We start from the raw sequence: 11,720 nt of genomic DNA, 5'->3' as shown, positions 1-11,720 counted from the left end.
GGCGCCCCAGATCGCGTCACGCACATTGTGCACACCCCGTCGGGCACACCTACAGACCGGAGCACCGTTCACTCAATAGTGCCCATGTTAGCCAAAACGAGGTACTGGACCAGTAGTTGCGAACCCCTCGGTGGACACCACCAGCACCGCACGCCCCCGGACCCGCAGCGCCTGTGCGACCAGCCCGTCGAGGGGACGGACCGCAATCAGATCGGCGGCCGCGTGAACGAGGTGCTGATCTTCCGCGACGGCCGGTGCCGACGGCGGACGAGACGCTCGCCGGCCGACGGCCGGTCCCGGCGGTCGGCGAGTCGTTCGCTACTTCTTCGCGTCGCAGTCCACCGCGTCGGCGTCGTCGGAGAGCGCACTGCCCTCCGGCAGCAGATAGGTCACCCAGAGCACCACGGGTTCGGTCCCCAGGTTGCGTCCGATGTGGCGGTGAGCGGATCCGGACGGCTCGATGAAGGACGAGCCCGCGGGCGTCACCTCGACCGAGCAGTCGTCCAGAGTGCGCGTCAGCGTCCCGGACTTGACGACGGCGATCAACTGACCGCTATGCGTGTGCCAGCCGGTGGAGCCGCCCGGCTCGACGGTGATGGTCCGGAAGGTCACGTCGGTGCGGCCGTTCGGGGTCTTCACCTTCAGCTTTCCCACCGATGTGCCCTTCGCGACCACCGTGCCGCTCACACCGCTGCCGGGTGTGGCGACGGCCGCCGACGGTACGAAGCCGAGCGCGGCCACGCAGCCGCCCACGACCAGGGCCTTGGCGAGTCGCCCCTGCCGCACCCACCGCCCCCGGCTCCCCTGCTGTCTGCCGACCTTCACGTACGACTCCTCTGCCTCGGCGTCCCGGAAGCGTCCTGGACATCCCGAACCGGACATCCCGAACGCCCCCACGCTACCCGTGACTTGAGCCGTGGAACCCTCCCGGACCGGCGGTCACTCGCCGCGAAGTTCGGCGGCGAGCGGCCCGTCGCCCGATACCTCGATACGTCCGTCCTTGACGGCCTCGGCGAACGTCAGCTCACCCCGCCCGAGCGCCAGGCAGACCTCGACGTCGAGCGCGATGCGGGCGTCGGCCCGGGCCGCAGGACCATCCCCGTACACCGCCGCACCGGCCGTCGCACCACCGGCGCACACATGGAACTCACCCTCGTCCAGATGGACTTCGACGACTCCCGCATGTGACAGCCCGTCCAGCGAGCGCAGCAGCGGAAGTGCGAACCAGTGTGCCCGTACCGCATCGGTGGGCCGCCGCTCGGTGAGCGCGGGCGCACCCCACTCGGCGAGCGCGGCAAGTACGGGCAGCAGCCCGTGGCCGCGCTCCGTCAGTTCGTACACCGAGGCCGCGGCGGGCGGCGGAAGCCGACGGCGGGTGACCAGGCCGCTCTGTTCCATGTCCTTGAGCCGGGAGGCGAGGACGTCCGTACTGACGCCCGGCAGGTCGGCGTGGAGGTCGGTGTAGCGGCGGGGGCCCGCCAGCAGTTCACGGACGATCAGCAGGGTCCACCGGTCGCCCACGGAATCGAGGGAGCGCGCGGTGGCACAGAACTGGTCGTAACTCCGGCGGCGAGCCGAGCGTGTTGCGGACTGTTGCTGACGTGGCATGCGACGCAGTCTAGACATGTTGTTGGACTTTCCAAGCCCGAGCTTGGTAAAACCAAGTATCGCAATCAGGTCGGGGAGGCCACCGCATGGAATTCCGGCAGTCCAGCAAGCTCGACGAGGTCTGTTACGAGATCCGGGGCCCGGTCATCGAGCACGCCAACGCCTTGGAAGAGGCGGGTCACAGCGTGCTCCGCCTCAACACGGGCAATCCCGCGCTCTTCGGTTTCGAGGCGCCGGAGGAGATCGTCCAGGACATGATCCGGATGCTTCCGCAGGCCCACGGCTACAGCGATTCGCGCGGCATCCTGTCCGCCCGCCGGGCGGTGGCGCAGCGCTACCAGGCCATGGGTCTGACGGATGTCGGGGTGGACGACATCTTCCTCGGCAACGGCGTCTCCGAGCTGATCTCCATGGCCGTCCAGGCATTGCTGGAGGACGGCGACGAGGTGCTGATCCCGTCCCCCGACTATCCGCTGTGGACCGCGGTGGTGACGCTCGCGGGCGGCAAGGCCGTGCACTACACCTGCGACGAGGCCTCGGACTGGAACCCGGACCTCGCGGACATGGCATCGAAGATCACCGACCGGACCAAGGCCGTCGTGATCATCAACCCGAACAACCCGACCGGCGCCGTCTATCCGCGCGAGGTCCTCGAAGGCATCCTCGATCTGGCGCGCAGGCACGGGCTGATGGTCCTCGCCGACGAGATCTACGACCAGATCCTCTACGACGGAGCCGAGCACCACAGCGTGGCGGTCCTCGCCCCCGACCTGGTCTGCCTCACCTTCAGCGGTCTGTCGAAGACGTACCGGGTGGCGGGGTTCCGCTCCGGCTGGATGGTGGTCTCCGGCCCGCAGCAGCACGCCCGCAACTATCTGGAGGGGCTGACCACTCTCGCCTCGATGCGCCTGTGCCCCAACGCGCCCGCGCAGTACGCCATTCAGGCGGCGCTCGGCGGCCGGCAGTCCATCCGGGAACTGGTCGCGCCCGGCGGCAGGCTGTACGAGCAGCGCAACCGGGCCTGGGAGAAGCTGAACGAGATTCCCGGCGTGTCGTGCGTGAAGCCGAAGGGCGCTCTGTACGCGTTCCCGCGCATCGACCCGAAGGTGCATCGAATCGTCGACGACGAGAAGTTCGTCCTGGATCTGCTGCTGCGGGAGAAGATCCAGGTTGTGCAGGGCACCGGCTTCAACTGGCCGCGGCCCGACCACTTCCGGATCCTGACACTCCCGTACGCTGACGATCTCGACGCGGCAATCAGCCGCATCGGCCGCTTTCTGACCGGATACCGCCAGTGATCGGATGCCCCTGGTGACCTGCCCCGCCTGCCGCGTTCCCGTCCTCACCCAGTTCGCCTCGTCCGAGCTTGTCGGCCCGATCGTGGAGGGCGGACTCGATCCGGCCACCGACCCTGCCTGGGCGGAGTCGGGCGCGGCGTCACCGGCCGAGTATGCGCGCTGGGCAGGCCATCTGTGCGGTATGACCTGCCTGCGCATGGCGCTCGGCGCCGGGGCCCCGTCCCTGTTCGCGCTGCGCGACGGTGCACTCAAGTACGGCGCGTACACGGAGGATGCGGAGGGGGTGATCCGGGGCCTGATCTACGCCCCCTTCGCAGAGTACGTACAGCAGGCGCACGGCCTCGACGCCACGGTCCACCGCCATCTCTCGTCGCAGGAGATCCTCGGCCTGCTCGACGGCGGCCGGACGGTCATGGCCTCGGTGCACTACGGCATCCGCCATCCGCAGCGGCCCGCTCCGGGGCGGGGCGGGCATCTGGTGCTGCTGACGTCCCGTACGGCCGACGGCACCGGCGTCCACTTCCACAACCCGTCCGGCACGACGGCCACAACGCGTGCCGCGGAGCTTCCGCTGCCCGACTTCGAGCGCTTCTTCGCGGGGCGCGGGGTGTCACTGCCCGCGGGCGTGTGACGGGACGTCCCGGGAAACGGGAGCGGGCCCGGGGGCGTAGCCGGCCCCCGAGCCCTGAAGATGCCACCCATTCGGCACGCCGACACTTTTAAGGACCCGTGTCAGGTTTATGTCGCCGCGTCCTGCCTTTAGACGACCGCAGATCGAAGCTCTGCGGGCCGGAGTCGAACCGGCATCTCGACGCCCATGGGCACGGGCCCGTTTGATTCGGCGATCGGTGGCGAATGCTGAGTCTGGAGCAAGAGTCTGAGATTGATCGCGGTCTGCCTCTGCCATTTGGGCTACCCCGGCCCGTTCATGTGCGGGAACGCACAGAATGCCGGGGGGAGGACTCGAACCTCCACTGGAACCGCGTCGTCACGACAAGCTTCAGTTTCAGCTTGCGCTCCTCGCGCACCCCGGCCGAAATGAGTCGGCCGGGGAATCAATGGTCGGTCACCCGAAGAGGTAACCGAATACCGCATCACCTACCCGCTGGTCGGTGACGTCCACGCCGTTGGCTTCCTCGCGGGCGTACTTCACGGCCTGCTGGAGCTTCTCCACCCGGTCCAGCAGTTCGTTGACCCGTCGCGCGGGCAGGGCTCCGGAGAACTTCACGGTCGTCCAGTACCCGATCGGTATGTCCTCGTAATACACCTCGACCTGCGCCGGGTGCTTCTCGGTGGCCTCCGCCTTCACATGGTTGCGGGGCACCTTCTTCGTACGAAGAGTCCTCACCGGCTCGGTCTTCCAGGAATCCGTCGACGGGTCCTGTGTCCAGGCCTCGGAGGCGTCGAGCACCGGAAGCTTGCGAACAAAGGTGTTGATGTCCGTCAACTGCTTCTCCAGGAAGAGCAGATACGACACCGGCACCTCGCTCACGAGCACCCGTCCGTCGACCTTCACATCCGCGCGGGCCGAACAGTTCGCCCAGTCCTTCGTGGCGGTCACATCGAAGAGCCGGGTCAGGGTCGTCGCGGTCTCCCGCAGCACGTCCTCGGCCTTGATCTGCACCAGGGTCGACTCGGGCGGCAGCTGCTCGCCCTCCTCGTCCTTCGGCTGATACGTCCGGGAGATCCCGGCCAGCAGACCGGTCTTCTGAAGGCCGTGATGTGCCGCCGTCAGGTCCTGGTGAGCCTTGGACTTGACGCCCTTCTCCACTGCGATGATCTGATTGAGTTTCGCCACATCGAGGAAGCTAGCAGCGCCGAGCCGCACGGAACCAGAGGTTTTCGCTGTGCCGGCCGTTTCAACCGGCCACCGGGGGTCCGGGCGCGCGGGGTGCGCGTTCAGCCGGGCAGTGCCGCGGTGAGGTCGACCTCGATCAGCTGCCCGGGGAAGCCGAGCCGCACGACGCCGAGCAGCGTGCTCGCGGTGGTGAACGCGGGCCCGATGACCGAGGCGGTGAGCCGGCGCCAGGCGGCTCCCAGGTCCGTGCCGTCGTCGCTGACCACGTAGATGACCGACCGGACGACCCGGGAGGGCTCGGCGCCCACGGCCGCCAGGGCAAGGAGGGCATTGGCCGCCACCTGATCGATCTGGGCATCGAGGTCGCCCGGACCCACCAGCGCGCCGCAGCGATCGAGCGGACACTGCCCGGCCAGGAACGCGGTCCGGCCCGCCTCCACCACAGTGATGTGGTGATAGCCGGGGGTGGGGTGCAGCTGGTCCGGATTGATCCGGCTGATCTCCGCAGTCATGCGGATGAGTCTGACGGCCCGAGCCACGGGGCGCAGCGGGGTTTCGGCGGGCCCACGTGCCGCCCCGTACGGGTGGTTTCCGGCGGATGCCCATGTCCTGCCGCCGTCCGGCGGGGGCCGCTTGCCACAGTGAGCCGCGCGCACCCGCGCCGCAGGCCCACGCAGACTCCGCCCTCGCAGGCTCCGAACGAAGGTCCCCGCCGTGCCTCGCTTCCCTCATCTCGCCAGCGCGAAGGGTCTCACCGGCCCGAAGCAGCACACCGCACTCACCGCGGCCGCCGCCGCCCTGGCCGTACTGGCCGTGGGCACACCCGTCGCGTACGCCACACTCGGCGACGATGCCCCCTCCGCCTCGCAGTCGGCGACCTCGGCCGGCGCCGCGCGCGGAAAGGCCTACATCGAGACCCGGTTGCTCTTCGGCACCGAACGTCCCGACGGCGGACCGGATGTGACCGACCGCCAGTTCCTGGCGTTCATCGACGAGGAGGTCACGCCCCGCTTCCCGAACGGGCTGACCATCCAGGACGGCCGGGGGCAGTGGCGGGATTCCCACGGGGTGATCGAACGGGAGCGCAGTTACGAACTGACCCTGCTCTACCCGGCGTCCGAGGCACGCGTACGCGACGTCCAGATCGAGCGGATCCGGAACGCCTACGAGAAGGCGTACGCCCAGGACTCGGTGGCCCGGATCGAGGAGCACACGACCGCCGACTTCTGACACCGCCCGCCGCCTGGCGCGCCGCTCCCCGATCACGTTGCCGCACGGGCCCCGCGCCCGTGCGGCCGATTGAGCCGGCGCGCCAGCCCGTGCACTCCCGTGACCGCCACCGGGAGGAGCGCCAGCGCCGCTGCCGCTGTGCCGACGCCGCCGCTCTCGATACCGGCCGCCTTCAGCCGCCGCACAGCCCAGAGCGAGTACGGGATGACAACGGCCGGCGCCGTGGCGACACCGGGTGTGTAGCCGCGGTACGCCAGCGACTGCACCATGTGGACGGCGCCGTGCAGCCCGAATCCGACCAGTACGGTCCGGAAGAACGGGCTGCGGCCACCCGTGCGCGCCCCGTCCGCCGACGCTGCCGCCACGACCCCGCCCATGAGGCCGATGGCGACATTGACATCCCGCTGCGAGAGTTCCATCCGCGCCCATACCCGCTCGGGCACTTTCGGGAATCGCTCCTGGAGCCGCGGTCGGGCGGACCGCGCCCAGCCGGCCATGGTGGCCAGCTCCTCCAGATCGTTGGCCGCCCAGGCGGCGAGCAGCCCCCAGGTCACCGCCTTGGAAACCGTTGTCTCCGCCATGCCTGGCCCCCATACGTCGCAGTACGATGACCGCACCATACAGTGCAACGCAACGTTGCGTTGCTTTTCTCTGGAGTGCTCATGCCCGATCCGACCGTGAGCCGCCGCCCGGGCAAGGGCCCTCGTGCCGCCGAAGCAATCTTCGACACCACGCTGCGCCATCTCGCGGAACGCGGCTACACCCGTCTCACCATCGAGGCCGTCGCCCAGGACTCCGGGGTCAACAAGACGACGATCTACCGCTGGTGGCCCTCGAAACCGGCGCTGTTGCGGGCGGCCATGCTCCATGCCCGGGTCCTCGACATCGACATCCCCGATACGGGCAGCCTCCGCGGTGACCTGATCGCCCTCACCGAACAGATCACCGGCCTGCTCACCGACGGGCGTACGGAACCGGTCGCCCGCGCCATGACCTCGGGTACCGGCCTGCCGGACGACGAACTCGCCGCCCTCACCCGCGACTTCTTCGCCGATCGGTTCGCCCGCGAGCAGCCGGTCTTCGCCCGCGCCACCGCCCGTGGTGAACTTCCCGAGAACGCCGACCCGATGCTGCTGCTGGACCTGATCGCGGGAGCGGTCTGGGTGCGGGTGCTGCTCCGCCGCGAACCGGTACCGCCGGACTTCGCCCGCGATGTCGTCGATGCCGTGTTGCCTCGCTGAGGGCGGCCCCGGGACGGTCGGGTACTGTGCCGCGGCCGGGTACCGAGACCAATCACATGCGCGGAACAGGGAGCGCGGCTGATCGTGCTGCCGATCGTCCTCGTGCTGCTGATCGGGCTCTTCGTCTATCTACAGAGTTGAGAGGCTGAGGGTCGGTCCGGGGTCGGCCGGGAGTCAGCCTCCGCTGAGTTCCATGAGCGCGCCCACCGGGTCGGAGTCCGGGGTGGCGCGGGGCCACCAGTCGTCCTCGCCCGGCTCGGATTCGTAGCCGTACCAACGGCCGTCGTGGCCGAAGCGGAGCTGGAGTGTCCCGCTGGGGTGCGTGAGGTGGTTGCGCCAGGGGTGGAAGCGGGGGAAGTCGGCGGCTGCGAGCGCGGGGCGGGCGCGGTCGAAGGGGCCGGCCGGAGGATCCCAGGGCGTTTCGAGGACGGCCAGTCCTTCGGCGCCGCCCTGGCGCCAGGCCGCGACGGCCCGGGCCAGGTCGGTGGGGGTGCGGCCGGTGGCGTACGCCAGTTCGCGGTAGAGGGCGCGGGTGGTTGCGGTGAGTCCGGCGGTGGGGCGGGACGCGGCCAGCCGTACCGCGTCCTGCCAGGAGGTGAGGCCGGCGAGCGGGTCGAGGCCGGTGGTGAGGAGCGTGTGCGCACGGGCCGCCGCATCCGTGGCGAGGTGGTCGAGTGCGAGCGGGTCGCGGGCGCCGGGCAGGCTCGGGTAAGAGGGTGGCTGCCCGGGATGCGGCAGGACCGGGAGCGGGGCAGGGAGCGGCGGGAGGTAGCGGTCGGCGAGGGCTTCTCGGGCCGGTACGGACGGGGTGGCAGGGGCCGTGGGGCGTTCCCGGGCGGAGTGTGCGGCGTTGCGACGGCCCAGCTCTTCGAGGAGTTCGCGCTCACCTCGGCCGCGCAGCAGCAGAAGGACGAACGGGTCGGCGTCCAGGAGACGGGCCATCTGGTAGCAGAGGGCGGCCACATGTTTGCAGGGCCAGCCGTGGTCGGGACAGGAACAGCCGGGGTCGAGATCGCCCGCGGCGGGCAGCAGTCCGACACCGGCCTCGGTCGCCGTGTCGACCAGCGAGTGCGGCATCTCCTTGGTGAGCAGCGCGGCAAGGTGACCGGGGCGGGCGGCGACCGCGTCCAGGAACATGTCCCAGTCGGCGTCGGTGAGCGACCGCAGACGCAGCTCGGCTCGGTAGGGGCGGGGGCGGCTGCCGTGAACGTAGGCGACGACCCGTCCGGGGGTGATGGTGATCGCTGCGACCTTGCCGCTGTCGGCGTACGTGCGGCCGCGGGAGAGCCGTCCCTCGTCCATCGACAGGGACTCCAGGGCGGCCACCCAGGCGCGGCCCCACCAGCTGTCCGCGAAGGGTTCGTCGCCGTCGGACGGGCGGGGCGGCACGGCCTCGAAGGTGCGCCGCAGATCGTCGGGGCCGGGGCGCGAGCGTGCGACAGGACGGGGCTCGGGGCGAGCGTACGCATGGGGCTGGGGACGGGGGCTCATGACGGCCTCCGGAGCGAGACGAGATCGGCCAGGTCACGATCGCTGAGCTCGGTCAGCGCGGTCTCACCGGCACCGAGGACCGCGTCGGCCAGGACCCGCTTGGCCCGCAGCAGCTCGGCGATCCGGTCCTCGACCGTGCCTTCCGCGATCAGCCGGTGGACCTGCACGGGTTGCGTCTGGCCGATGCGGTACGCCCGGTCCGTGGCCTGTTCCTCGACGGCCGGGTTCCACCAGCGGTCGTAGTGGATGACGTGGGCGGCCCTGGTGAGATTCAGTCCGGTGCCCGCCGCCTTGAGGGAGAGCAGGAAGACCGGGACCTCGCCGGACTGGAAGCGGTCCACCATCCGTTCCCGCTCGGCCACCGGCGTACCGCCGTGCAGGAGTTGGGAGGGGACGGCGCGCGAGGCGAGGTGGGCGCAGAGGAGCCGGGCCATCGTCACGTACTGGGTGAAGATGAGGACGGAGCCGTCCTCGGCGAGGATCGTGTCGAGGAGCTCGTCGAGCAGGGCGAGCTTTCCCGAACGGCCGACGAGGCGGGTCGGTTCTTCCTTCAGATACTGCGCGGGGTGGTTGCAGATCTGCTTGAGCGAGGCCAGCAGCTTCATGATCAGACCGCGGCGGGCGATGCCTTCCGAGGCTTCGATGAACGCCATCGTCTCGCGGACCGCCGCCTCGTAGAGCGTGGCCTGCTCACGGGTGAGGAAGACGGGGTGGTCGGTCTCCGTCTTGGGCGGCAGCTCGGGGGCGATGCCCGGGTCCGACTTCTTCCGGCGCAGGAGAAAGGGCCGGACCAGCCGGGAAAGCCGCTCGACCGCTTCGTCGTTGGCGAGCCCGGCAGCCGTCCCGGTGTTCTCGACGATACGGGCGTGCCGGGCCCGGAACGCCTTGAGGGGGCCCAGCAGTCCGGGGGTGGTCCAGTCGAGCAGGGCCCACAGCTCGGAGAGGTTGTTCTCCACGGGGGTGCCGGTGAGGGCGACTCTGGCCGGGGCCGGGATGGTGCGCAGCGCCTTCGCAGTGGAGGAGTACGGGTTCTTCACGTGCTGGGCCTCGTCGGCGACGATCAGTCCCCAGCTGTGGCCGGCGAGTTGCGCCGCGCTCGAACGCATCGTGCCGTATGTGGTCAGGACGAAGCCGCCGTCGGGTTCGGCGAGTGTGCGGTCGGTGCCGTGGAAGCGGCGCACGGGGACGCCGGGGGCGAAGCGGTTGATCTCCCGGTGCCAGTTGCCCAGGAGGGAGGCGGGGCAGATCACCAGGGTGGGTGCGGGGTGGGCACGGTGCAGATGGAGGGCGATGAGGGTGATCGTCTTGCCCAGGCCCATGTCGTCGGCGAGGCAGCCGCCGAGGCCGAGTGAGGTCATCCGGTCCAGCCAGGCGAGGCCGCGCAGTTGGTAGTCGCGGAGCGTGGCGTCCAGGCCGGGCGGCGGGGCGATGGTGGTGTCGTCGGCGGTGATGCGGGTACGGAGTGCGGCCAGCGCTCCGACGGGCACCGCTTCGACCTGTTCGCCGTCGACCTCGGCGCTGCCGGTCAGGGCGACGGCAAGGGCGTCGACCGGATCGAGCAGGCCGAGCTCCCGCTTGCGCGCCTTGCGTACGAGCGCCGGGTCGACGACGACCCACTGGTCCCGCAGGCGCACCACCGGCCGGTGAGCTTCCGCGAGAACGTCCATCTCCGCCTCGGTGAGCTGCTCGTCGCCGAGCGACAACTGCCAGTTGAAGGCGAAGAGCTGTTCGGCGTCGAAGAACGAGGTGCCGTCGGTGGCCGAGCCGGGGGCGGGTCGTACCACGGCGGCGGCCGTGAGGGAACGGACGAGCTCCCTGGGCCAGTGGACGCTCACCCCGGCCGCCGCCAGCCGGGCTCCGGCGTCGCTCAGCAGCTCGTACAGCTCGTCCTCTTCGAGTGCGAGCACATCGGGCACGGGCTGGTCCAGCAACCGCTCCAGCGGTGCCCAGACGCGGGCGGCGCGGCGCAGTGCGAGCACGGCGTCGATCCTGGCCCGCGGGCCGAACGGCTCCCCCACCCCGCCGTGCCACAGTGCGGCGGCGTCGACCACATAGGTCGGGTCGGCCAGGCTGTGCACCTGGGTGATGGCCGCGGCGGCGTGCCGCGCGGCGCCGGGACGGGCATCCGCGGCCGTACCGGAGGCCCCGTTGCAGTCGGGGGCGTCGCTGTCGTCGGGGCTGTCGTACGTATCGGCCGTGTCGAAGAGTTCGTACGCCGACAGGTCGAGACGCAGCGACACCCGTACACCCGCATCGAGACCGGCCGCGACCTCGACGGCCCAGTCACGGGCTCCTGGCAGATGCTGGGCCTCACGGGCTGCAAAGGCCGCACCCATCGCGTACGCCGCGGCGGGTGTACGGGGCAGGGCATCGGCAACCGCATCGAGGAACGCCCCGAGCAGCCACTCCGGGTCGGGGACTTGAAGCGGTGTGCGGTCCGCGAGCGGCACCGCGTGCCCCTCGACCGGCATGGCGGCTGCGATCGCCCGGAGATGGGCGATGTCCTCGGCGTCGCGCGGTCCGGCCCGCCAGGCGTCGTGGTCGTCGCCCGTCAGGCCGGGGAGCAGCCTGCCGCGCGCCACCAGGTTGAGCGCCTGGAGTGCGGCGGCACCCCAGCAGCGGGTGGCGGGGTGGGCGGACTGCTGGTGACGGGCGCGGGCCAGCAGCGGCAGGGCATCGGTCAGGGGCAGCAGGACGGCGGGCACCGTACGCCGACGGACGCCGTCCTGTTGTCCATGCCGACGGACGACGGTGATCTCAGCGGCGGTCGGACCGGGTGTCCGATCTTCAAAGTCCGCGGAGTCAACCGGCTCCGGGAGGGGGCCGCCGTCGGGATCCCAGAAGGCGACGCGCCCGTCCCTCGGCAGCGATGCGGGCAGGAAGACAGCGGCACAGCTCAGGAGGCGGGCCGCGGACGCGTCCAGCTGATGTTGTGCCGTGGTCATCGGTCCCCTCCCGTCCCGCCCTGATCCTCTTGATCGTCTTGATCCTTATGACTCCTGCGAGTCTAGGCGGGGGGTCTGACAACCGGTCGCGCACCTGCATTCCAGCAGG

General features: G+C 70.4%; 11 protein-coding genes and 1 pseudogene. 4 read left to right on the top strand and 8 right to left on the bottom strand.

The genetic code is table 11. The features are described 5' to 3' along the window. Positions 1–318: 318 nt before the first annotated feature. Positions 319–825, bottom strand: coding sequence for a cupin domain-containing protein (locus tag NRF20_RS33490; RefSeq protein ID WP_398629526.1), 507 nt, complete (start codon positions 823–825; stop codon positions 319–321). A 114-nt stretch (positions 826–939) separates the two neighbouring features. Further along, on the bottom strand, positions 940–1,608 hold the full coding sequence (locus tag NRF20_RS33485; protein WP_398629527.1) for a winged helix-turn-helix transcriptional regulator: 669 nt from the start codon (positions 1,606–1,608) through the stop codon (positions 940–942). Between the two features lie 86 nt (positions 1,609–1,694). Between NRF20_RS33485 and NRF20_RS33480 the strand changes: the two genes are divergently transcribed. Continuing rightward, positions 1,695–2,906, top strand: a complete 1,212-nt coding sequence (locus NRF20_RS33480) for a pyridoxal phosphate-dependent aminotransferase (RefSeq protein ID WP_398629528.1) — start codon at positions 1,695–1,697, stop codon at positions 2,904–2,906. Positions 2,907–2,919: 13 nt separating this feature from the next. Continuing rightward, a complete protein-coding gene (locus tag NRF20_RS33475) occupies positions 2,920–3,537 on the top strand; it encodes a peptidase (RefSeq protein ID WP_398629737.1) in 618 nt (205 codons plus the stop codon). A 317-nt stretch (positions 3,538–3,854) separates the two neighbouring features. On the opposite strand, the pseudogene NRF20_RS33470 reads toward NRF20_RS33475, so the two are convergent. The 3 genes and pseudogenes from NRF20_RS33470 to NRF20_RS33460 form a co-directional block, all read right to left on the bottom strand. After that, a pseudogene (locus tag NRF20_RS33470) lies at positions 3,855–3,940 on the bottom strand. Positions 3,941–3,972: 32 nt separating this feature from the next. Then, on the bottom strand, positions 3,973–4,704 hold the full coding sequence (locus NRF20_RS33465) for a hypothetical protein (RefSeq protein ID WP_266362209.1): 732 nt from the start codon (positions 4,702–4,704) through the stop codon (positions 3,973–3,975). Between the two features lie 101 nt (positions 4,705–4,805). Then, a complete protein-coding gene (locus tag NRF20_RS33460; RefSeq protein WP_413753831.1) occupies positions 4,806–5,216 on the bottom strand; it encodes a RidA family protein in 411 nt (136 codons plus the stop codon). Between the two features lie 202 nt (positions 5,217–5,418). On the opposite strand from NRF20_RS33460, the gene NRF20_RS33455 reads away from it, so the two are divergent. Continuing rightward, the gene (locus NRF20_RS33455) at positions 5,419–5,934 is read left to right on the top strand and encodes a DUF3574 domain-containing protein (RefSeq protein ID WP_398629530.1); all 516 of its coding nucleotides are present in this window, start codon (positions 5,419–5,421) and stop codon (positions 5,932–5,934) included. Between the two features lie 32 nt (positions 5,935–5,966). On the opposite strand, the gene NRF20_RS33450 is transcribed toward NRF20_RS33455, so the two are convergent. Beyond that, positions 5,967–6,515, bottom strand: coding sequence for an HXXEE domain-containing protein (locus tag NRF20_RS33450; RefSeq protein WP_266362203.1), 549 nt, complete (start codon positions 6,513–6,515; stop codon positions 5,967–5,969). An 81-nt stretch (positions 6,516–6,596) separates the two neighbouring features. Between NRF20_RS33450 and NRF20_RS33445 the strand changes: the two genes are divergently transcribed. Next, positions 6,597–7,175, top strand: coding sequence for a TetR/AcrR family transcriptional regulator (locus tag NRF20_RS33445; protein WP_266362201.1), 579 nt, complete (start codon positions 6,597–6,599; stop codon positions 7,173–7,175). Positions 7,176–7,349: 174 nt separating this feature from the next. Here NRF20_RS33445 and NRF20_RS33440 read toward each other — a convergent pair whose 3' ends face one another. After that, on the bottom strand, positions 7,350–8,666 hold the full coding sequence (locus NRF20_RS33440) for an SWIM zinc finger family protein (RefSeq protein WP_413753830.1): 1,317 nt from the start codon (positions 8,664–8,666) through the stop codon (positions 7,350–7,352). Further along, the gene (locus tag NRF20_RS33435) at positions 8,663–11,611 is read right to left on the bottom strand and encodes a DEAD/DEAH box helicase (RefSeq protein ID WP_413753829.1); all 2,949 of its coding nucleotides are present in this window, start codon (positions 11,609–11,611) and stop codon (positions 8,663–8,665) included. The genes NRF20_RS33440 and NRF20_RS33435 overlap by 4 nt, the downstream gene beginning before the upstream one ends. Positions 11,612–11,720: the final 109 nt, after the last annotated feature.

It is taken from the genome of Streptomyces sp. R-74717, assembly GCF_047305335.1.
GTDB lineage: Bacteria > Actinomycetota > Actinomycetes > Streptomycetales > Streptomycetaceae > Streptomyces > Streptomyces atratus.
This window is presented reverse-complemented; position numbering and strand designations above follow the sequence as displayed.